This window comes from Levilactobacillus brevis, assembly GCA_021383565.1.
Taxonomy (GTDB): Bacteria; Bacillota; Bacilli; order Lactobacillales; family Lactobacillaceae; genus Levilactobacillus; species Levilactobacillus brevis_B.
Map to the genome: position 1 here is coordinate 2,195,314 of CP079699.1, position 21,708 is coordinate 2,217,021.

The window sequence follows — 21,708 nt, forward strand, 5'->3', positions numbered from 1 at the left end:
AAAAATTTCGAGGAAGCCCTCGGTGGTCCATTTAACTATCTGCGTTCGGCCGTACTCTCAGCAACGACGGCTCTCTTGACGTGCACGATAATCTTGATCTCCACCTCAATGGTTTGTTTCGGACGATTTATTGAATTGAGGCTAGTGTACCCCCGCTAACCGAGGGTGTCAACTAGAAAGTTGAATTTATTTTTGTCTTCAAGTTAGTAATTAATAACTAATTATTAATTAACCAGATTGTAGCTATCATCGATCAACTGCTTGAGTGTCTGCGGATCGGTCTGGTCGTTGAGCACCACCGTTAGCCAGTGTTCCTTATTCATGTGGTAGGCCGGTAGGTAGCCGGGCTTTTGCCGCAAGATACTGGCGAGTTCTGGATCGACTTTGACATCAATCACGTCGGTCTCAGTGGTTCCAGAAAGTCCTAATTTATTCTGTGGGACATTCATCACTAGCGCAAACCACTTGCCACTGGGGGTCTTAAAGGTGGCGTAGTGTGGGAATTTCTTAAACGTATAGACGGGTGACGCAGCGTAGTTATTAGCGATATAACCAAAGATTTCTTGACGCGTTGCCATGGCGAAGCCTCCTCAATGAGTTCTAATTTCAGTTTAGAGGGTTATCGTGAAGGGGTCAATTCATTAATTAGAGATAAAATTTCGCATGGTAGTGACTGCACCACACAACGACTAAGCGGGCAAAACGATTGTTCTGGCTATTGCCGTTCGCTTCAGGCATAATGGGTAGACCATAGTCATGGTGTGACTCATGACGTTAGTTTTAGTCGGTTACAATCTCGTAGTGAGAAGTGGTCCTCTGGCTCGGTTTAAAGAGATTAGCAAAATTCGCCAGTCTCCAAACTCGTCCCGCGCTGTAAGCTGATGCTCAGCTAACACCGCTGTCACGGCTACCTCCATCTCTGGCTACCTCCGGTTACGCTGGTTGAAAACCACTGATCGTGCGGTGACATCGCTGGTGTGGCAGCTTAATTGGATGCTCCTCATGTAGCCGTGAGTGAACCAAATTTGGTCTCAGCCGTGGGAGTTTCCAAGTGTTCTGCTTGGAAACTGGCGTCTTTGAGACGCGGGCTGACGGCTCAAAGCGAGGGAAAAGACCGCCCCTTGGCTTTTTCCGTCCTGCCCACCGCGATCCAGACCAAATTTGGCGAACGGTAAGGCGGCCAGTATGCGACTATTATAATGGATATTATTCTTGTCACATTACGGATTCTGGCTTTCAACCTTCAGTTGACCACAAAAAAGTGGGTAACCTCACAGGATTACCCACTTCTCGAAGAATTTAAGCGTCAGTGTTTATTTGCCAGGAACGTAGTCTTCATCAATGATTAAGACTGGCTTGATCGTCTTCCCGGAAACAGAGTCAGCGTTGGCTTCGTTGATTTGACTGAACTTGTAGAACTTTTCAGTCTTTTGGTAATCAAACATGCCCAACTTGCTGAATTCAATCAACCGTGGAATATCAACTTGAGGAATGGAGTCCCCCATGTTAACCCCGATGACACTCTTGTCGTTGACACAGAGGTCGTTCCAGGTATCCAAGTCGATGTGATGGTTGGTAACGGCGATAGCTGCGGAAGTCCCACCTTGTGCCAAGGCACTGATGGAGTTAGAAATGACACTAGCCACACCAGTCGTATCCACGGCGTAGTTAACCCCGAAGCCACCAGTTAAGTCTTGAACGGCTTTGACGACATCGTCAACGTCATTGCTGTTGATGGTATCGGTAGCGCCGAGTTCCTTGGCCAATTTCAGCCGTGAGTCCACGATATCAATAGCGATAACCTTGGTGCAACCGGAAATCCGGCCGGCCATCATGGCAGCCAACCCAACGGCACCGGTCCCGAAGACGGCGATGGTGTCACCAGGCTTTGGCTTCAACGTGTTAAGAACGGTCCCAGAACCGGTAACGTAGCCACAACCCAGAGGCCCTAAGCCCCGTAAGTCGAGGTCCTTATCGACTTTAACGGCATTCCGTTCCCGAACAACCGTGGTTGAAGTGAAGGAACTTTGGTCGAACATGTCGGCCACGTCATGCCCATTTTCAGTGAAGTGCGCGGTCCCATCAGGACGAACACCGGACAGGTTGTTGGCGGCGTAGTTTTCACATTGGGTTGGAATCCCCTTCAAACAGCTCTTGCAGTTCCCACAGCCGTAGAAACTCAGAACTACGTGATCGCCAGGCTTGAATTGGGTAACTTCTGGGCCGACTTTTTCGACAATCCCAGAGCCTTCATGCCCTAAAAAAATTGGGTAGTCAATGACGGCAACCCCGGTACGGAGCGCTTCATCGGAGTGGCAAATCCCACTGGCAACCATGTGGACTTGGATATCATCCGGGCCCATCTTAGCCAGTTCAACATCATCACGAATTTCAAAATCAGCATTTTGCTTATCAACAACTGCAGCTTTAATCTTCATAATTATTGGCACCTCGGTTTAAAATTTTATGTCCTAATACATGTTAATTATCACACACAATTCGGCTAATGTAAACGCTTACAGAAAGATTACATTCCGTTGGTGTGACCAGAACCCTCACTGCGGCCAGCTTTACGGCCAGTTGCGGTCTTTTTATTCGCAGTGGGGATTCTGTAGTTGATTTCACAGTCACAGGAAAAAAGATAATTCTCCAGCGAATTATCTTTTTTCAACAGTATGATTAGCCGTTGGCCTTTTCAGGATGGCCTTGCAGGTAGATAACGTGAGTGTTCAGGAATTCTTCAATCCCGTGCTTCCCGTCGTCACCGCCGATACCGGATTCCTTCCAGCCGGAGTGAGACCCGTTCATGGCTTCGAAGTTGAACCGGTTGATATACGTTTCACCATCTTCGAGTTCCTTGGATGCGCGCATTGCGTTGTCCAAGTTCTCGGTAAAGATGGAAGAGGTCAAACCGAAGTCGCTGTCGTTAGCCATTTCAATGGCATCATCCAACGTCTTGAAGGTCAAGACTGGCAGTACAGGACCAAAGATTTCGTCCTGAACGATTTCGGAGTCTTGCTTGACGTTGCTGATGACCGTTGGTTCGAAGAAGAAGCCCTTGGCAATCTTGACAACGTGCCCACCAGTTTCAAGCTTGCCACCGGCTTTAACGGCCCGGTCAACCATGCCAGATACCTTATCCAAGGCGGCTTGGTTAATCAGAGGACCCATACCGATATCTTCGTGCTTCATTGGATCGCCGACGGTAACTTCACCCATCTTGGTAGCCAATTTCTTCGTAAATTCATCGGCAATATCTTCTTGGACGTAAACCCGTTCACAGTTGTTGCAAAGTTGCCCGTTGTTGTCGACCCGTGAGTCAATGATGGATTGAACGGCCAAGTCAATGTCGGCATCCTTGCAGACAATAGCAGGGGCCTTACCACCGAGTTCCAGTGAAACCTTGGCCATGTGCGTAGCTGCCGCAGCCATGACCCGCTTCCCAGAGTTAACGGACCCGGTCAAACTGATAATCCCAATCTTCTTGTTTTTGGAAAGTTCATCACCGATAACGGCACCTGGTCCAGTGACAATGTTGACAACACCCTTAGGAATGCCGACCTTTTCACAGATCTTCCCGAATTCTAGACCTAAGTTAGGTGTATCGGTACTTGGCTTCATGACGATGGTGTTCCCAGTGACCAAAGCTGGCCCCATCTTCCGCGCGATCAGGAAGAATGGGAAGTTCCAAGGCAAGATGCCGGCAGCGACACCGATTGGTTGCTTATCAATCATGATGCTTTCGTTAGCGTTGTCGGATTGTAAGATTTCACCTTCGTAAGTCCGTGAAGCACTAGCCATGTAGTCGAAGTAGTCAGCGGAGAAGAGAATTTCGGTGGTGGCTAATGACTTAATCTTACCTTGTTCCTCTTGAAGCATTTCAATTAGGTGAGCGGAATCCTTCCGAATTTCGGTCGCGACATCATGTAAGTATTGGCCCCGGGTTGCGGCGGGAACCTTCTTCCAGGATTTTTGTGCTTCATAGGCGGCGTCAATGGCTTCCCGCGTCTCGTCTAGCGTTGCACTTGGAACGGTAGAGATGGGGGCACCAGTAGCTGGATTGATGACGGTGATCAGATTGCCGGATGAAGAATCCTTGAATTCACCGTTAATGTACATTTGATAATGTTTTAATGCGACAGAGTTCTGTGTCATAATGCGAAATACTTCCTTTCCCAATTATCATTGGTCAATGTTTAAACATCAGAATAAATCTGGGTAGTAAACGAAAAAATATCACAGATTGTTACAATATGAGCAAAACATAATCAAAACTAAACACGCGTATTTATTTGATTACTCAACATTGTTATAATTCATTTTTATCGAGATTGCAAACGCATTCACAATAAAACGCCCGGTAATCGCCCGATAAAAATCACGAAAGGTCAAGGGCGACTAATGCCGAGCGATTTTTTAAAGATTTGCAACAAACTTTCTAAACTAAATTGAATTAGACGGGATCGTGATCCGCTAAAAATTCCGGATGATTCTGAATAAAGGTTGCTGCGCGCGGGTGTGCCGCTAAGAAAGCCTGAAATTTTTGGGGGTCGGCCGTTAATTGGCGAAGTTGATCAAATTCTGAGGGGGAGTTAGCGGTGGTACCGGGATAGAAAATCTCCGCGGTACTGCGCGTATTAACGGCTTTTACGTAGACTTGAGCGACGTTAGCGGGGCGCATGGCTTCATTCATGTCGGCGATGCCTTGAAGGGTAATCAATCCCACGTACGTGTTGGTTCCCTGAAGGTCATCGGCGAGGGACAGGGCGTAACTTCGCAGGGCGGCCTTGGTCAATGACAGGGTCGTCGTGGTCTTGTCGGGATGGAGCGCCGCACCGCCACCGGTAAAAAGAATGTTCCGGGGGATATCGGTGGGTGCGAGCTCGAGAAATTGGCGGCTAGCAGTGATGGCGCCGAGGACGTTGGCGTCGAAACGTTGGCTGATCGTTTCCGTTGGTGTGGTTAAGGGCCCATCCAACGTGGTATCGGCAACGTTATAAACGAGGGTCTGGGGATGGTCGAACTGCCGGGTGACCTGCTGAAACATATGCGCTGTTTCTTGCGGCTTAGTCGCGTCCGCGGCAATCCAATCGGCGGCCAGTCCCGCGGTGTGGAGCTGTTCCGTCATCGTTTGGAGCTTCTGTGCATTCCGAGCGACCAATATAGGATGGTGGCCGGCTTGACTGAAGGCCCGTGCAATCGCGAGTCCGAAGCCAGAGCCGGCACCGAGGACAATTACGGTTTTTGTCATAACTTGTGGTACCTCCAATAGGTGAGTAATCAGGGGGAAAACTTGTGTGAAACCTATTCACCTGAGCCTACCATACCAGCTTGCCGGTGGCATCACAAAGAAAGGGCTTACTAAATCGCGAATTCGTTGCATCACCGAATTAAATACACACCAAATAAGACCTGCCCGCAGTTAGCGACAGGTCTTATTATTGATGGTCCTTTAGAAGTTAGCAGTGTGGCCGTGGTCGCCTTACCGTTGGTGGGTTCGCCTGCGGCTGCCAGGGACTCCGCCTGCTGTGGGACCGGTAAAAGCCATAGGGCGGTCTTTTACCTCGACTTGAAGTCTTGCCCAAACCGCAAGTCTCCAAGATCGTCCAGTGAAGTAAGCTGCCTGAGAAACAGCAACTAACTTCACGTGCACGGCTGGCTCCATCCCTGGCCTCCTCCGGCTAAGCGCAACGGAGCTAACGAGAGTAATGCACACAACTTAATGGTGACAATTGCCTAGTACCACGCAAATTGTCAATACCAGTCGACCGTAGCCGTGAGTGAGCCACATCTGGACTCAGCCGGAGCATCTATAACTGGTGGGGTTACCAGTCATAGATGGGTGTCTTGGAAACGCCGGTTCTTGGTGGTTCCAAGCGAGGAGTGAGACCGTTTCTTAGGCTCGCTCCGATCCTTCCCCAGCGTTCCAGCCCAGACTTTGGCGAACAGTCGGGTATAGTTAAAGCTTACTTGATATGCTCGTTGGTGATGGCTTCGATGTCAGCCTTGGCAATCTTAGCCATGTGCTTCTTGAGGTGCTTGACGTCATTTCTGTTGGTGATGAAGCCGGATTCGACCAGACTGTAGTCGATTCCGCGCCGACGTAAGACGTTGCAATTCCGCAGGTTGGTCCGGTAGCTGTAGCCGTTGTAGGCCCTGTTCAGGCCGACATACTTCTTGATTACTTTAGCCAGACGCTTGTCCCGTTTCGTCGGGTGCTTCTTGTGAATGATGACGTGACCACCGTGACCGGCTGGGGCGTCCAGGTGGAACATGATGACCGTGGTCTTCTTGTTAATCTTGTATGACCCCTTGTGGTGGTAGAGGGTATCGCTGACCAGGTTCTTCTTGGGATTGTAGAACGTGATGGTGCTACCCTTAACCTTCTTGGCGTATTTCCGTAATTGCGGGAGCATGTGCTTTCGTAAGAACGTGGCCTCCGTCGTCCCATTGCCCCGGGCACCGGGATCTCCGGCACCGTGACCCATGACGATGAGGTAGTGTTTCTTGGCCTTGGGTTTAGCCTTAGCTTTGGCTTTCTTCGCCGTTTTAGACGTGGTCGTCTTGCTAGCGGCGTTGGCGGTAGTGACCGTCGTGGTGGCCAGTGCTAAAGGCAAAAGTAGCATGAGGCCGGCCACAAAACCAAATTTCCAATGATGTTTCATCCGAATCGACTCCTTATGTAGGCTAGTTAACGCCTTTAATCTTACGCCAAACGCGTGAAATAAGGTAGTCTGTCTTGCAATAAAAAGGAATTATACAAGAGATGGTGTGTCTGCAGTCGGTGATTGGGTGCGTAAAATTCAGGGCTTCCAGGGGTTGAACTAAAAGAAAGTTGCAGAGAGAAAAGCATAATACAAGATATCCCTCATTAATAGTTGAAAGCGGTTCACATTTTTACTCGCCTTACACGTTTGCTACGCTATTAATGATGTAAAGCAATAGCAATGAGGAGGAACTTGGCACGTCAATGGATTTATTACAGGAGTCGTACGCTCAGCCGTATGGATTGCTGGGGGAATATTTAACGGAAAAGGTGTATGAATTGTATCGGGGACGGCAGATCTCATTTCCCATGCGCCTCTATAACCGCGATAAGGTGGCGGAGTACGATGGCCACAACCTGGCGGAACTCACACGCAAATACGATTATTCCCAGCGCTGGGTGCGGCAGATGATTCAGGCGGATCGCGAGGCACGGAAACGTAAGTGAGGTGTGTCGCGGGAAATGTAACGTTGGTTTAGTCGGAGCAAAAATAAGCGCCCGTCCCGAGGCAACTCGAGGCAGGCGTTTATTTGGGTTCCACAGGCGTGGGGCTATGGAAAGAAAAAACGCCGCAGCTACTGAGTGGTAGCGGCGACGTTTAGTTAGGTTAATCTTCGACTGGTTCTGATTCTAGGTTTTCGGTAGCCGGGGTCGTCTTCTTTTGGACGAAGCCCAGGACGGCCCGGGCAACGGGACCTACCACAATTAATTGGAGAGGTAAGGCCATGAATAGATTGAAGATCCAGGTGTGCAGGTACGTTAGGAGGAAGTTCCCACCGAAGTTCTGGGTCACAATCATACCGAAGAGGGACATCAGTGTGACCATGCCGACGACCATCATGCAAGAGATGGTCAGGGCGATCCGAATTTGTTTTTTCTTCATGTAGTCATTCAGGATAAATTTGAAAAAGATGGCCTTGACGCTAGGGCCGATGATGCCCAGGTCGCAGATTGCGGCGACCAGCAGGGCCAACGGGTAACCCATGAGGACTTCACGAATGAAGTGATGGGAAAAGCCGTCGGTTAGGGCGATGTTGTAGCCAGCCATGACCAGGACCATAAGTCCAGCCATAACGGCGGTGAATAAAAGTTCTTCTTTAAAATTTCTAGGCATTGTGTTGCTCCTCGTTTGTATTTCCCACGAGTTGTTAGCATACCATGTTTATTTTCATTTTGTAAGGCTTATTTTGAAAATAAATGAAAAGAACGCTTACTTGGTCACGAAACCTAGTAGATGAGGGGAAAACGGCCACGTGGCGATTTACTTAGGCAACAAGCTCTTCTTACACGACTCCCCGAGTGCCGATACGGGTGGAGTCGGGATTTTCAGTCTGAATGATCCCCACTGGAAGCCCCGGTTTAACCACAATGTTCGGCGGATTGTGGGCTAACTGAATAGCCTGATGAGGCGGTGAGTAATCACGGCCTTTTTGTCGAGAAAGTCAGTTCTATATGCGAAATTAATAAAACGGTCGTTGCGATTTACGCAATGAAAACGGTTCACGGAATTTCTAAAATACGATGGCGTGTTCCTTTTTTCATGAAAATGGCCTAAACTACTGGGAGGAGGTTTTTTAAGTGAAGACACAAGACGCAACACTGTCCAAGCGGACAATTCTACTCATGGCAGTGGTCACCGGAGTTATCGTGGCCAATTTAAACTTTATTCAACCCATTGAGAATCTGATTGCCGCGGACTTTGATATTTCTAAGGCGACGGTAGGGACGTTGGCCATGGTCACGCAGTTGGGATACGCGTTTGGCCTACTCCTGATCGTGCCGTTGGGGGACATCTTCGATCGCTATCATTTAATTCAATTTATGATGATCCTCTCTATTTTTTCGTTATTATTAGCCTTTTGGGCGCCCAACGCCGGCGTCTTTGCGGTTGCCACGGCCTTGGTGGGGATTACCTCGGTCGCCCCGCAGATTATTATTCCCTACGCTGGCTACCTGGCGCCGGCCCTCCAGCGTGGTCGGGTGCTCGGGATTGTGCTCAGCGGCCTGTTGACGGGGATTTTATTGTCGCGGTCGTTTAGTGGTCTGCTTGGAAGCATTATGCCTTGGCAGGACATCTATCTGATTGCCGCGGGCATTGACCTCATCTTTCTGGCTATTGTGCACTATCAATTGCCGCAAGACGCGCGGGGCCATCAGAATCTGCGTTACTGGTCGGTGATTGGCATGTTGCCTAAATTGTTCACGAGTCAGCGGGCCTTGCGTGGGTCCGCCATCAATGGCTTCTGTCTGTTCGGAATGTCCAATGTGCTATGGTCGACGCTGGCCTTTTATCTGGCCGCGACCTACCATCTTGGCAGTAATGTCGCCGGCTTACTGGGATTGCTGGGAATTGCGGGGGTGCTGGCGGCGCCGATGATTGGCAACCTGGTCGATCAACGTTCACCGCGGCTCACGATTACTTTGTCGATGGCCCTTTCCGGGATCGCTTTCGTCATTTTCTGGTTCGTGGGTCACTGGATGATTGGTCTGATCTTGGGCATTATTTTACTGGATCTGGGAACCCAGTTCAGTCAGGTCTCCAATCAGGCGATTGTGCAGTCGCTGAACCGTAAGCTCAGTAGCCGGAATAACTCGGTCTTCATGTTCAGTTATTTTCTGGGTGGCGCCATTGGAACCTTGGCTGCGACTTGGTCGTGGACCCACGCCGGTTGGCTGGGTGTCTGTGGCGTGGCCGCGGCTTTTCTGGTCGTCGCGTTACTCGGTCACTGGGTGATTGGGGAGCCGAAGAAGCTCGCCGTCGAAGATTAGTCGAAATGTTAAGCCAGTAAAGATGCAGCTTACCTTGATACGGGTAAGCTGCATCTTTTAGTGAACACTTGAATTCAAAAGTTGACACCGTGTCACCTACGTGGTAAGCTCCTTGTCAGTGACATGGTGTCACTTTACTCAAGAGAGGAGTTTTTTCATTGCCTTCAACGACGTTTGACCATTTATCAGCTGAAAAAAAGGACCGCGTCACGGCAGCCCTTTTAACCGAATTTTCTGCGCACAGCCTGGCTGAAGCTCAGGTCGCGCGAATCGTGACAACCGCCGGAATTGCTCGCGGCGCTTTTTACAAGTACTTTGCCGATCTGACCGATGCCTACCAGTATCTCTATCAGGTGGCGTTACGTGAGATTCACCGTGATGCCGGCGGAGACGCGCGGCAGACGTTTGACGCTGACCGAATTTACCAAGGCGTCGTGGATTTTGTCGACCAGATCAATGACAGCCAATACTATGCCTTCATTCGCCGCCATTACGCGGAGAATGAAAGTCTCTTGCCGGCGCCCCCGGTAGCGCCGCAGCTGCCCGCGCTGGCCTGGGCGGCAATGGTGCTGAGCCATGCGGCTATTAAGGAAATTCTCTTACAGCCCGCTGACGAGGCCGCCGTTTGTGCGCGCCTGCAGACCACGCTGAAGTCGCTCCAACCTGAGGAGGCCTGACCATGTTTCTAGCCTTAAGAGAGATTCGCCACGAGAAGTTACGTTACGGTCTGATTATCGGGATGATCGTGTTGGTCACCTACCTGGTCTTTGTGCTCAGTGGCCTAGCGTACGGCCTCGCCCAACAAAACACCCAGGCCATTTCGTCCTGGCGGGCAAGCAAGATTGTTCTAAACGCGGACGCCAACGATAGCCTGTCGCAATCGTTAATCACCAAGGACGCGGCGACTAAGGCGAAAATGACCAGTCACGAGGCCGCTATTGGCCAAGCCGGTGTCGTAGCGAAGGCCAAGGGACAACCCAAATTATCCGCCCAATTTCTGGGGATCAACGCCAACCAGTTTATTTATCGCCGGGTGACGGTTACGCGTGGTCATAAGCCGCTGAATGCACGCCAAGTCATGGTCGACGATAGCTTTAAAACCAACGGCTATCGGCTGGGTGACCGCATCACGCTGAATTCGACTGCGACGACCTATCGAATCGTCGGGTTCACCCACAATGCCAAGCTGAGTGTGGCCCCGGTGATTTATGGGTCACTCGGCACTTGGCGGACGTTGAGCCACGTTACCACTGACTTTCAGGCCAGTGGGATTGTATCGGACCGCGCCAGTTTTAAGCCACAGGTCAGTGGACTGAACGCACTGACCATGCGTCAATTTGTAAACAAGTTACCCGGTTATTCGGCGCAGAACACGACCTTTACCTTCATGATTGGTTTTCTGATGATGATTGCAATGGTGGTGATTGCCGTATTCCTGTACATTTTAACCATGCAAAAGTTACCGAATTACGCGGTATTGCGGGCACAGGGGATTCCCGTCAAGGTGCTGGTCACCACGACCATCAGTCAGGCGTTAATTCTGGTCGTAGGCGGCCTTGCGCTTGGGGCGGCGTTAACGTTCGCCACGGTCTTGGCCTTGCCGGCGGGTGTGCCGATGAGCTTTAATTTACCCCTATTGGCCGGTGTGACCGGCGGCATCCTACTGACCGGGGTCGTAGGGGCCTTGATTCCAGTGAAGGTGATTTTAAACGTTGACCCGGTCAGCGTGATGGGAGGTTAGACAATGGCAGTTTTGGAAGTCAAACACGTGACCAAAACCTTTGGCCACGCCAATAATGAAGTCACAGTCCTGACCGATGTTAACTTCACCGCGGCGGCGGGCGAGGTAAGTCTAGTAATTGGGCCATCGGGGTCCGGCAAGAGTACCTTTCTGACGATTGCTGGTGGGATTCAGACGCCGACCGCTGGGGATGTCGTGGTCCAGGGGAGCGTGCTCAACCAGCTGCCCGGTAAGGCACGTGACGCCCTGAGGCTCAACCGAATTGGCTTTATCTTACAGGCCTACAACTTAGTGCCGTATCTGACGGTAAAGGACCAGTTTGCCCTAGTCGATCGCGTCAAACCGCGAGGTAATCTGAACGCCGATGCGTTGCGGAACCTTCTCGACCAGCTGGGGATTAGCCAACTAGTCAACCAGTATCCGGCCGAACTTTCCGGTGGGCAGACGCAACGAGTGGCTATTGCCCGAGCACTCTATCAGAATCCGGACATTATCTTGGCCGATGAACCCACGGCGGCTCTGGACAGCGAGCGCGTCAAGGTCGTGGGGCAATTGCTACATGATCTGGCTAAGGCCCACAACAAGGCGATTGTCGTGGTAACTCACGACCTGCGGCTGCGGGCGTATGCGGACCGGACCTATGCCATTATGGATGGGAAGATGACGGTGGCTTAATGGCATAAAAGTCATGAATTTCCGTTTAAGTTAGAGCAACGTATAAAGCCGTGATACCCGCGCAACCAGCCGGTATCACGGCTTTTCATTTTCCACATCAATTAAATAGTTCTTTCCATATGATTTTCATAGGCTATGCGATTGCGTCTCGGCAGGGGGACGCGTACACTGGTTGAAGAAATCGGTTACATGGCTGGCTTTTCGCAATAATCATTGGAGGGTGGTTGCAAGATGAATCGACATTTAAGTACCTTTTTTATCTTTACGTTTGGGGCGCTTGGGGGATTATTATTTGGATTTGATACTGGTATTATTTCGGGTGCGTCACCCCTGATTGAAAGTAACTTTAGCCTTAACATTGCGCAGACGGGCTTTATCACGTCATCCGTCCTCATCGGGTCTTCCGTGGGGGCCTTGGGCGTGGGGCCGTTAGCCGATCGGTATGGTCGAAAACGCCTGCTGATTCTGGCGGCGATCCTATTCTTGAGTGGCTCGTCCCTATCCATGGTGGCCATTGGCTTCTGGTCCATGGTGGTTGCGCGAATTATTTTAGGCCTGGCCGTAGGGTCAGCGTCCGCCCTAACGCCCGCTTATTTAGCCGAATTGGCACCTGCGGAACGACGGGGATCACTAGGAACCTTATTTCAGCTGATGATTACGTTGGGAATTCTGTTGGCTTACGTGTCCAACCTGGGCTTCTTGAATCACAACCTGCTGGGTGTTCGCGACTGGCGGTGGATGCTGGGGTCTGCCCTGATTCCAGCAGCCTTACTGCTGATTGGCGGTCTCTTACTCCCCGAATCACCGCGGTTCTTAGCCGAAAAGGGCCAGAATGACCAGGCCCTAAGCGTGCTGAAGATGTTGCGGCAGAATACGGCCGACGATCCCGAGAAAGAGTTGGCCGAAATCAAGGTCGTTGCCAACCAGCCCAAGGGTGGGGTGAAGGAACTCTTTACGGTGGCCCGTCCTGCCGTGGTTGTAGCGGTTGGGATCATGTTGCTCCAGCAATTGGTCGGGATTAACTCCGTCATCTACTTCCTGCCACAGGTCTTCATCAAGGGCTTTGGTTTTGCTGAGGGCAGTGCCATCTGGATTTCCGTGGGGATTGGGATTGTGAACTTCGTCGTCACCGTCCTGGCCACCTTCATCATGGATAAATTCAACCGGAAGACGTTCTTGATGTTTGGGTCGATTGTGATGGCCGTTTCGCTGGGGATCCTGGCCGTGATGAACTTCACCATGGACATTCACACGACCGCCGTCCCGACCATGATTCTAATTGCCGTCTACATCTTCGGGTTCGCCATTTCCTGGGGCCCGATTGCCTGGGTCACGATTGGAGAAATCTTTCCTCTCAGTGTCCGCGGGATTGGGTCGTCCATTGGGTCCGCGGCCAACTGGATTGGGAATTTTCTGGTATCCCAATTTTTCCTGGTGATGCTGGCCTACTTCCACAACAACGTCGGCGGACCGTTCGCCGTCTTCGCGGTCTTTGCCGTGCTGTCCATGTTCTTCGTCCACTACTTGGTTCCGGAAACGCGGGGCAAGTCGCTGGAAGAAATCGAAATGGCATTGCGTCACCAGTCAACCGATGACGCACGACCTAAGCGTGAAAATTAAGAAAATCTGTCTCCCGCTTTAGGATGCCATCACTGTCCCGAAGCGGGATTTTTATGGCTTGATCGATCCTTTCTACTTTGCGGACAATGGTGATAGAATTAAAAATGAAAGCGCATTATTAAGGAGTGACAGCAATGGCAGATTTTAATCGTGAAAGTTTTTCGTTGAAGGGTCAAGTAGCCATCGTGACCGGGGGTGCCCGGGGCCTCGGTAAGTTTTACACGACCGCCTTATCCCTCTACGGCGCCGACGTGATGGTCGTCAGTCGGACGCAAAATGGTTGGGATGAGATTCGACAGGTCGTCGAAAAAAATGGCCAACACGTGGGCTTTTTCCAGCAAGATGTCACGGCACCAGGCGCGGCCGACAAGATTATCGCGGCCACGCTGAAGGAATTTGACCACTTTGATATTCTGGTCAACAATGCCGGCGTGATTATCCGTAATGACGTCCTCGACTACAAGGACGAGGATTGGCAGAAGGTCATCGACATCAACCTGAATGCCACCTACTACCTCGCGCACGCGGCCGCCAAGGTCTTGGTGAAGCAGAAGCACGGTAAGATTATCAACATCGGCTCGATGCTGTCCTACCGGGCCGGGAAATACATCTTCCCATACACCGCCAGCAAGCACGCCGTCTTAGGCTTGACGCGGGCCTACGCCGACGCCTTGGCCAAGGATAATATTCAAGTCAATGGTTTAGCCCCTGGCTATATTAGTACCGACATGACCAAGTCCCTGCAGGAAGATCCCGTGCGTGGTCCCGAAATTGCGGCCCACATTCCCAGCGGTGATTGGGGTGTGCCGGCCGATTTGATGGGACCGATGATTTTTCTCGCCAGCCACGCCTCAGACTACGTGACCGGGGTCATGATTCCCGTCGATGGCGGCTACTTATTGCGGTAAGTTCGCGAGTAGCTGTTGGGCAGTTTGTCTTAAATAGTGAATTAAAGGCGCCGGCGCTTGGGTAATCTGAGCACCGGCGCCTAAGTATAGCGTCCACCGGCCAAAGTCGGTGGACTGCTGGCAATCGGTCGAATCGAGAAAACAGTCGAGCACGGCCGTTTTTTGGAAGGCGTTTCTAAATTGTAGGAACGCTGTGGGATGGAGATACTGGTGCCATTAGTTGAGAAGTCATAATTAGCCGTTAAGTGAAGAATCGGGACTTCCGTTCTGTTAGTTACAACGAAAGAGGTTGTTTCACGTGAAACATGAATGCCCGCCGCACGGCACCGGTATAAGAGACTACCCTGACTGGCTGATAACTGACAAATAAAACAGATAGAAACGAGGCCCGGTTTTCCCAGGCCTTTTCTGTCCGATAGTTGGCCTGCTAGGCGTCATCGAGCGGTCGTGACACAGAACATCTATTTAGAGAAAGGTGACTGAAAATAAGAAAAAAGCCACCCCGCAAGGTGACTTTCTTAAATCGTTAACTGAATCATTTTTAAGCAGGCTAGCGTTGAAGTGGCGGCTTCAACGCTAACTGTGAATCAACTTATTTAGCGTCGTAGGCAGCTTGGAAGATCTTGATGATGTCTTCCTTAGTTCCCTTACGTGGGTTAGAGAAGGCGTTTCCGTCCTTCAAGGCGTTTTCGGCCATCAGTTCGAAGTCTTCTGGCTTAGCACCGATTTCCTTGATGGATGCTGGGATGCCAACGTCTTGTGACATTTGCTTCATAGCCTTGATGGACAGTTCGGCGGCGTCACGCGTGGACAAGCCGGTCGTGTCCTCACCCATGATTTCAGCCAATTGGGCGAAACGTTCTGGGCAGGCAATGATGTTGTATTGTTCGACGTAAGGCAGCAGCAGTGCACAGCAAACACCATGAGGGGCGTCGTATTGACCACCGAGTTGGTGAGCCATGGCGTGAACGTAGCCTAAGTTGGCGTTGTTGAAGGCCATCCCGGCTAACATTTCGGCTTCGACCATCTTGGTCCGGGCGTCCAGGTTGTGGCCGTTAGCGACGGCTTCACGTAAGGAGCCTTCGATTAACTTGATGGCTTCGACACATTGTGAGTCGGTGATGGGGTTGTGGTCAACGGACACGTATGGTTCGATGGCTTGGACGAAAGCGTCCATCCCCGTTGCGGCCGTCAGGTTCTTGGGAATGTCGAGCATTAAAGTTGGGTCGTTGAAAGAAACCAACGGAATGTTCCGCCATGAAACGACGACGAACTTCAAGTGGGTCTTTTCGTTCGTGATAACGGCGTGACGGGTCAATTCAGAACCAGTCCCGGCCGTCGTGTTGACGGCAATCAGTGGTGGTAAGGCGTGGTCAAGCGTTTCGATCCCGGCTAACTTGGTGATGTCGTCGCCGTTGGTCAAGATATCGCCGGCACCTTTACCAGTATCGTGAGCGGAGCCCCCACCAATCGTGATGATGGAGTCGGCTTCGGCTTCTTGGTAGAGTTTCTTAACTTCCTTGATATTGCGAATCTTAGGGTTGGGTTCAACGTTATCGTAAACAACGTAGTCAACGCCAGCGGCTTCAAGAGAAGCAATGGTTTGTTGAACGGCACCGTTCTCCATACTTTCGAGAATCTTACCAGTTACGATGACGGGCTTCTTCATCCCTAACATCTTTGCACGTTCACCAATCTTGCTAATTACGCCAGGGCCAAAAAAGTTGACACTGGGCATCAAAAAGTCATAACTACGTTCAGCCATAATTCAATTTTCCCTCTTTCAGAAGTTTTGAAAATCCTTGGTACCAATTTCACAAAGTAATTATAACTTAGTTGATTACAGTTTGCAACCGGTTCCGCAAGTTTTTGGGGTCAAACGGGATATGAACCCCATTAAAAGGTGATACTGCCGCGGTTTCAAGAAATCAAATAAAAATGGAAGACGACCAATTAACGGGATGATTTCATTAATGAAAAGCCTAACAAGTTGACTAGTCAACACGTCGGTTAGGCTCGTCGTTGGACTGGCTGGCAGTCGCGAAGACAGATTCCGTCAGGTTCTTTCCTAAAAATGGTTATAATGAAAGTATCTTGTAACGTGAGGGGGAATGGGTATGAAGGATATGAACGCGCACCGCCGTGACGAGCAGGCGCAGTGGCGGGCCCGTCAGCAGGTCGAGTTGGCCAAGTTAAAAGGGGCCCAGCGCCATTTGAGCTTAAACGTGGGCGCCTATCTGGCTATTTCGGTGATTGAATTTTACCTGGCCATCATTGGCCATTCGCAGACGTTGCGTGCGGATGCGTTTAACAATCTATCGGGGATTATCTCGTCGGTGTTACTGATGGTGGGTATCTACATTGCCCGCGACATTCACGACGATGATCTGATGGGCCAACCACTCCCGGAGGACCTGGAGAACAGTGGCCAGCGGCTCCAATTGACCCGGTTTCACTACGAGACCGTCTTCACGCTGATTACGGGAATTGTGATGATTGCGATTGCTGCTAGCGTCATTTACTCGGGGATTAAGAGCCTGATGCACACGGATACGCAGGAGGTTCCACAGCCGATTACGCTGGTGGGGGCCGCAATTGCCACGGTGATTATGCTGGGGGTCTGGTGGCTGAATCGACGCGCTGGCCGGAAGCTCCAGAACGCCGCGTTGACGGCCGCCGCCCAGGATAGCCTGAGTGATGCCGTCACCAGTCTAGGCACCATGGTCGCGATCGGTGGGGCGCTACTCTTCAAGCTGAGTTGGTTGGACGGTGTGGCCAGTATTTTAGTCGGGATCTTCATCTTGACCGCGGGGATTAAGATCTTTCGCGAGAGCAGTCTCAACCTCGCCGATTACTTCGATCCCCAGGTCGAGGATGAATTCCGGCAGGCCGCCGAAGCCTTTCCAGCCGTTGAGCGGGTCCTGGAGTTAAAGGCCCACTACAACGGCAACGTGGTCACCCTTGAGCTGGTGATCGCTGTCGACCCCCACATGGAAGTCCAGGATAGCTACCGTCTGGGCGAAGAGATTGAGGCGACGATGCGGTTGAAATTTGGAATTGTGGACACCGATGTGGTGGCGGTGCCGGCAGTCAAATATTAGGGATAAAAAAGCCATGTCGGCGGTTGTCGGCATGGCTTTTCGTGTGGTTTGACATTAGGCTGGCGTAATTGCCCCAGCAAAGAAGGGTTCCGTAACGGTCAGCGTCCGCGCACTGAGGTCCAATTCGGCGTTTAAGCCGTAAGGGAGCGCCGTGCGAGGGTAGGCGTGGCCAAAGTTAAGGTTGGCCATCAGCGGCGTGCCCCGGTCCGCAGTCACCGCCAGTAATGCCTGACAGTATTCGGTGTAGTAGCGTTCGTTCTGCGGTTTGCCCGTGATGATGGCGCGGACGTTGTCGAGGATCCCCGCGTGTTTGAGATTCTCGAGCATGATGCGGTAGGCGGTTGGGGTCGGTTGCTCCTCGCTGGTCTCGAGGAAGAGAATCTTATCGCGCCAGGTCGCCGATGCCGGCAAGAGGCCGTAGTCGCGGGCAATCACCGGTTCGTCGAGATACTGTGGATCGGTCAATAAGCTGTTGAGGCTGTCAAGACAGCCGCCAAGGAGCTTCCCGGTTATGCGACCGTTACCCCGCAAGACCTCGTAGCCTCGGGTTTCGGGATGGCTGACGCGCGGCGTATCCAAGGCGGCCGGCGAAAAGTCCGTCCGTTCCTCGTACCAGATGGGACTGCTGGTGATTGGTGTGCTAGCTGGATTTTGGAAGTAGTGGGTCAGCGTTTGGCGTGTGTAAGGAAGCAGGTCCGGTCCCAGTTCGGCCAAATCGTTTAACAGGTTGGGGCCATAATAGGTGGTGAGTCCCAATCGATAGAGCATCAGGTGGTTGACGGTGGTGTCGGAAAAGCCGGTGAAGAGTTTGGGATGGGCGTGAACGGCCGCGGTAAATGCCGGGTCGTCCAGTAAATAGGGCGTCAAGCGGTAGGTGTCGATGCCACCGATGGCACAGATGATGCCGTGGATGGTGGGGTCAGTGAAGGCCGTCTTCAGATCGGCGGCGCGCGCCTCGGGGTGAGCGTCTAAGTCGTCCAATCCCTTGAGTGCGTTGGGCATAGGAACGGGCACTAGACCAAGGCTGCGGAGCCGTTGCTCGCCACGGGACAGTTCGTGAGCGGCAAAGGATTCGCCGAGGACGCCGCTGGACAGACTAACGAGCGCCACGTGATCGCCGGGTTTTAAAGCGGAAGGTTTCAGCATAGCCAAGTCTCCTCATCAGTTAGAATTATCGTTAGTCTACGCCTTTTGGACAGGTATGGCCATGGTTACCCAAAGGTGCCTACTCCCCAAAACGACCAGAGTGCGGTAGACTGGGGAAAACGCAAGGGGGTCGGTCACGTGAAGAAATCATATAACAATGGCGTGGAAGCCACGTTAGGAGTCATTAGTGGTAAATGGAAGCCGCAGATTCTTTGCCACCTGGGCAATCACCCTCAACGGACCTGCGATCTCCGGCAGGCGTTACCGGCTATCTCACAAAAGGTCTTAACGCAGCAGCTGCGAGAGCTGACGGCCGACGCCATCATCACGCGTCGGGTTTACGGCGACCGGGCCCCGTTCAAAGTGGTCTATGAACTCACGGAGCTGGACCGTTCCTTGGGGCAGATTCTGGTTCAGATGTCGTTGTGGGGTGAGCAGCGCGCCAGCCAACTGCCGGACATGGAGATTCAACACGACCATGCGGGGTTTACCCATATTTTAGAACGCCAAGGGAGGGTACTTTAAAGTGCCTTCTTTTTTTATTCAGCGGATGCCAGTATGCTAAGAGCTATTGAGGAGGTGGCCTATGACGCCCACAATCCGAGGATTACACGCCACGCAGGCGGTGGTGACCCAGCCGATTCAGTGGGAGCTCCTGTTACTACTGGCACAACAGCCCCAGACGTCACGACACTTGGTACGCCAGTTCACCCTAAGCCGGTACGGTCGGTGTTGGTGGGGACTCTGGCAGCTGCACCGCCATCAACTTGTGATGTTTCATGTGAAACAAGGCCGTTGGACGTTAACCGCCGCGGGGGAGACACTTCGGCCAATCTTAATGGCCATTCAAACCTGTTCAACTCATCAGAAAGGTGGAAATACAAATGACTTATAATTTTATGGCACCATATACGTTTGCAAACGGCCTGACCCTGAAAAATCGGGTGGTCATGTCACCGACAACTACGATGTCTAGCTTTTACGACGGTCACGTGACCAACGATGAGATCGCCTTTTACGGCGCCCGTTCCGGAGGCCTGGGCCTGATTATTGGTGAGGTCGCCAACGTGATTGCCAGTGGTAAGGGCTTCGAAGGAGAACTTTCAATCGCAAACGACAGCGATATCGCCGGCCTTAGTGAGTTGGCGCATGCCATGAAGCGCAACGGGACCAAGGCTATTCTGCAAATTTTTCATGCCGGTCGAAAGTCTAACGATCACATTTTGCGGGGGATGCAACCAGTCAGTGCCAGTGCAGTTAAGGCCGCTTATCCGGCTGACTCGCAAACGCCACGGGCGTTAACGCCCGCCGAAATCGACGAAATCATCACGGCCTTTGGCGCGGCCACACGTCGGGCGATTGTGGCCGGCTTCGATGGGGTTGAACTCCACGGGGCCAATACCTACCTGTTGCAGCAGTTCTTCTCTCCCAATTCGAATCGCCGGCAGGACCAGTGGGGTGGCGACCGTGACGCGCGGATGGCCTTTGCGCGCGCGGTGATTGCCAGTGCGCATGCGGCCATCGACCGCTATGCCACGCGCCCATTTCTGCTGGGATACCGCACTTCACCGGAAGAGATCGAGACACCGGGGATTCGACTCGCGGATACCCTGGCCTTCGTGGATATGTTGGGGGATTCCGTGGTGGATTACGTGCATACGTCGATGGGGTCAGCGCAGCGAACCTCGTTAAACGATAAGCAAGACCACGAGCCTATCATGAATAAGCTGGTTGCCCAGCTGGCCGGACGTAAGCCGCTGATCGGAGTGGGGTCGGTGGAGACCCCGGCCGACGCGGACGCCGTGCTGGCGATGGGCGCCGACCTGGTCGCCATGGGTCGTGAAATGATTCGCGAACCTCAGTGGCTGGAGAAGGTGGCCGACGGGGATGAGGCCAGCATTCGCTACCAACTTTCACCGTCTGAAATGGACGAATTGAAGATCCCTCGTGCCATGCAGGACTACTTACGCGGCGCTTTCTACTCGGTCATGCATTTCACCACCGATCCTGCGGTAGCGGCCGATTATCAGAACCAAGCGGCACCGATGGAAGGATTCGAGAAGAAGATGTAGGGGGGCTTCTTTCGATGAATTTGCGGAAACGAGAGTGGGCCCAGGTCGGTGAGCTGGCGCCGTTTTGGCTAACTGAATTTAAAACAAAGGCGTTTGGACAAGACTGTCCAAACGCCTTTTGTGCACCAACCTGAAGGTTAAAAGTTCGCAAACATACGCCAGTCTCCGACTGACAATGCCTAATCGCCATTAAACGAGTTAGTGCCCACCACCTGTGGCTGCCAGAGATTCCGGCGCTGTGGTGACCTGGACTTGCCCCGATCCACTGCGAATCGTCAAGGGCGCGTCACCGGGTTGCGTGTAGCTTTGGTGACTGCTGGCCCGTTTGGCGCCGTTGAGCTGGAGTTGCCCAGTCTTAACGCTGACCTTGAGGCCGTCGCTGGTCAATCGGCGAAAGTCAGTGCGGCCATTCTTCTTGGTCAATTGTCCGCCGTGCAGGAGGGTTAGATCAGTTGCGGTCGTGGTGCCGTTGCTGTGATTGACGTCGAGAGTGCCCACCGTCAGTCGATTGAGCACCAGGGTGCCATTTAATTGGGTGATGGCGAGCTGCTGCAGATTTTTGGGGACAGTCAGGGTGATGACGGGGGTTTTACCGATTTCAAATTGGTGGTGGTTGGCGTGGGCTTCGGTGAGACTGAAATGACGATTGCTGTTATTAATTTTAAATTGGTTATTAATAATATTATCCATTGATAACTGATAACGACTTCCGGGCTGAATCACTAAGCGGGCAGTCCTTAACGTCAAGCGGACGGTGTGTGGGGCGGTCGGCACGGTCACGGTCTGGTGAGTAAGGCGGTTGAGTTGTCCTGTGTTGACGTTTAGGCGGCGCTGACTGGTGATGATCCACAGTGTCAGCAGGCCAAGCAGAATGAGCAAGATGATAAGGGACCAGACGATTTTTTTCATG

General features: G+C 52.0%; 21 protein-coding genes. 12 read left to right on the plus strand and 9 right to left on the minus strand.

Translation table 11 applies throughout. The features are described 5' to 3' along the window. Window positions 1–224: 224 nt before the first annotated feature. The 5 genes from KB236_10190 to KB236_10210 form a co-directional block, all read right to left on the minus strand. Window positions 225–578 carry an MmcQ/YjbR family DNA-binding protein gene (locus tag KB236_10190; GenBank protein ID UIF28885.1) on the minus strand — a complete coding sequence of 118 codons (354 nt, stop codon included), beginning with the start codon at window positions 576–578 and terminating at the stop codon, window positions 225–227. A 735-nt stretch (window positions 579–1,313) separates the two neighbouring features. Beyond that, on the minus strand, window positions 1,314–2,438 hold the full coding sequence (locus tag KB236_10195; protein ID UIF28886.1) for an NAD(P)-dependent alcohol dehydrogenase: 1,125 nt from the start codon (window positions 2,436–2,438) through the stop codon (window positions 1,314–1,316). Between the two features lie 241 nt (window positions 2,439–2,679). Beyond that, on the minus strand, window positions 2,680–4,155 hold the full coding sequence (gene aldA / locus KB236_10200) for an aldehyde dehydrogenase (GenBank protein ID UIF28887.1): 1,476 nt from the start codon (window positions 4,153–4,155) through the stop codon (window positions 2,680–2,682). A gap of 298 nt (window positions 4,156–4,453) precedes the next feature. Continuing rightward, window positions 4,454–5,251 carry an SDR family NAD(P)-dependent oxidoreductase gene (locus KB236_10205; protein ID UIF28888.1) on the minus strand — a complete coding sequence of 266 codons (798 nt, stop codon included), beginning with the start codon at window positions 5,249–5,251 and terminating at the stop codon, window positions 4,454–4,456. Between the two features lie 715 nt (window positions 5,252–5,966). After that, on the minus strand, window positions 5,967–6,665 hold the full coding sequence (locus tag KB236_10210; protein UIF28889.1) for an N-acetylmuramoyl-L-alanine amidase: 699 nt from the start codon (window positions 6,663–6,665) through the stop codon (window positions 5,967–5,969). A gap of 305 nt (window positions 6,666–6,970) precedes the next feature. Here KB236_10210 and KB236_10215 point away from each other — a divergent pair, with 305 nt between their 5' ends. After that, the gene (locus KB236_10215) at window positions 6,971–7,213 is read left to right on the plus strand and encodes a Mor transcription activator family protein (protein ID UIF28890.1); all 243 of its coding nucleotides are present in this window, start codon (window positions 6,971–6,973) and stop codon (window positions 7,211–7,213) included. 160 nt (window positions 7,214–7,373) lie between these two features. Here the strand turns inward: KB236_10215 and KB236_10220 are convergent, their stop codons facing one another. Further along, the gene (locus KB236_10220) at window positions 7,374–7,880 is read right to left on the minus strand and encodes a DUF2798 domain-containing protein (protein ID UIF28891.1); all 507 of its coding nucleotides are present in this window, start codon (window positions 7,878–7,880) and stop codon (window positions 7,374–7,376) included. Between the two features lie 139 nt (window positions 7,881–8,019). Here KB236_10220 and KB236_10225 point away from each other — a divergent pair, with 139 nt between their 5' ends. The 7 genes from KB236_10225 (at window position 8,020) to KB236_10255 (ending at window position 14,479) form a co-directional block, all read left to right on the plus strand. Then, the gene (locus KB236_10225; protein ID UIF28892.1) at window positions 8,020–8,157 is read left to right on the plus strand and encodes a hypothetical protein; all 138 of its coding nucleotides are present in this window, start codon (window positions 8,020–8,022) and stop codon (window positions 8,155–8,157) included. Between the two features lie 232 nt (window positions 8,158–8,389). After that, window positions 8,390–9,535: an MFS transporter gene (locus KB236_10230; GenBank protein UIF30349.1), complete on the plus strand. Its 1,146-nt coding sequence runs from the start codon at window positions 8,390–8,392 to the stop codon at window positions 9,533–9,535. A gap of 158 nt (window positions 9,536–9,693) precedes the next feature. After that, window positions 9,694–10,212 carry a TetR/AcrR family transcriptional regulator gene (locus tag KB236_10235; protein UIF28893.1) on the plus strand — a complete coding sequence of 173 codons (519 nt, stop codon included), beginning with the start codon at window positions 9,694–9,696 and terminating at the stop codon, window positions 10,210–10,212. 2 nt (window positions 10,213–10,214) lie between these two features. Next, window positions 10,215–11,276, plus strand: a complete 1,062-nt coding sequence (locus KB236_10240) for an ABC transporter permease (GenBank protein ID UIF28894.1) — start codon at window positions 10,215–10,217, stop codon at window positions 11,274–11,276. Window positions 11,277–11,279: 3 nt separating this feature from the next. Next, window positions 11,280–11,951: an ABC transporter ATP-binding protein gene (locus tag KB236_10245; protein ID UIF28895.1), complete on the plus strand. Its 672-nt coding sequence runs from the start codon at window positions 11,280–11,282 to the stop codon at window positions 11,949–11,951. 231 nt (window positions 11,952–12,182) lie between these two features. Next, the gene (locus tag KB236_10250) at window positions 12,183–13,571 is read left to right on the plus strand and encodes a sugar porter family MFS transporter (protein ID UIF28896.1); all 1,389 of its coding nucleotides are present in this window, start codon (window positions 12,183–12,185) and stop codon (window positions 13,569–13,571) included. Between the two features lie 134 nt (window positions 13,572–13,705). Then, window positions 13,706–14,479 carry an SDR family oxidoreductase gene (locus tag KB236_10255; protein UIF28897.1) on the plus strand — a complete coding sequence of 258 codons (774 nt, stop codon included), beginning with the start codon at window positions 13,706–13,708 and terminating at the stop codon, window positions 14,477–14,479. Window positions 14,480–15,071: 592 nt separating this feature from the next. Here the strand turns inward: KB236_10255 and KB236_10260 are convergent. Beyond that, window positions 15,072–16,244, minus strand: a complete 1,173-nt coding sequence (locus KB236_10260) for an iron-containing alcohol dehydrogenase (protein UIF28898.1) — start codon at window positions 16,242–16,244, stop codon at window positions 15,072–15,074. A gap of 352 nt (window positions 16,245–16,596) precedes the next feature. Between KB236_10260 and KB236_10265 the strand changes: the two genes are divergently transcribed. Continuing rightward, complete coding sequence (locus tag KB236_10265) at window positions 16,597–17,580, plus strand: cation diffusion facilitator family transporter (protein ID UIF28899.1); 984 nt, start codon at window positions 16,597–16,599, stop codon at window positions 17,578–17,580. Between the two features lie 54 nt (window positions 17,581–17,634). Here KB236_10265 and KB236_10270 read toward each other — a convergent pair whose 3' ends face one another. Further along, window positions 17,635–18,726, minus strand: coding sequence for an LD-carboxypeptidase (locus KB236_10270; GenBank protein ID UIF28900.1), 1,092 nt, complete (start codon window positions 18,724–18,726; stop codon window positions 17,635–17,637). A gap of 138 nt (window positions 18,727–18,864) precedes the next feature. On the opposite strand from KB236_10270, the gene KB236_10275 reads away from it, so the two are divergent. The 3 genes from KB236_10275 to KB236_10285 all read left to right on the plus strand — a co-directional run bounded on the left by KB236_10275 (window position 18,865) and on the right by KB236_10285 (window position 20,798). Next, window positions 18,865–19,251, plus strand: a complete 387-nt coding sequence (locus KB236_10275) for a helix-turn-helix transcriptional regulator (protein UIF28901.1) — start codon at window positions 18,865–18,867, stop codon at window positions 19,249–19,251. A 61-nt stretch (window positions 19,252–19,312) separates the two neighbouring features. Continuing rightward, the gene (locus tag KB236_10280) at window positions 19,313–19,621 is read left to right on the plus strand and encodes a hypothetical protein (GenBank protein UIF28902.1); all 309 of its coding nucleotides are present in this window, start codon (window positions 19,313–19,315) and stop codon (window positions 19,619–19,621) included. Next, a complete protein-coding gene (locus KB236_10285) occupies window positions 19,611–20,798 on the plus strand; it encodes an NADH-dependent flavin oxidoreductase (protein UIF28903.1) in 1,188 nt (395 codons plus the stop codon). Before KB236_10280 ends, KB236_10285 begins: the two co-directional genes overlap by 11 nt. Window positions 20,799–20,996: 198 nt before the next feature. Here KB236_10285 and KB236_10290 read toward each other — a convergent pair whose 3' ends face one another. Next, window positions 20,997–21,707 carry a DUF4097 family beta strand repeat protein gene (locus KB236_10290; GenBank protein ID UIF28904.1) on the minus strand — a complete coding sequence of 237 codons (711 nt, stop codon included), beginning with the start codon at window positions 21,705–21,707 and terminating at the stop codon, window positions 20,997–20,999. Between the last annotated feature and the right edge of the window lies 1 nt (window position 21,708).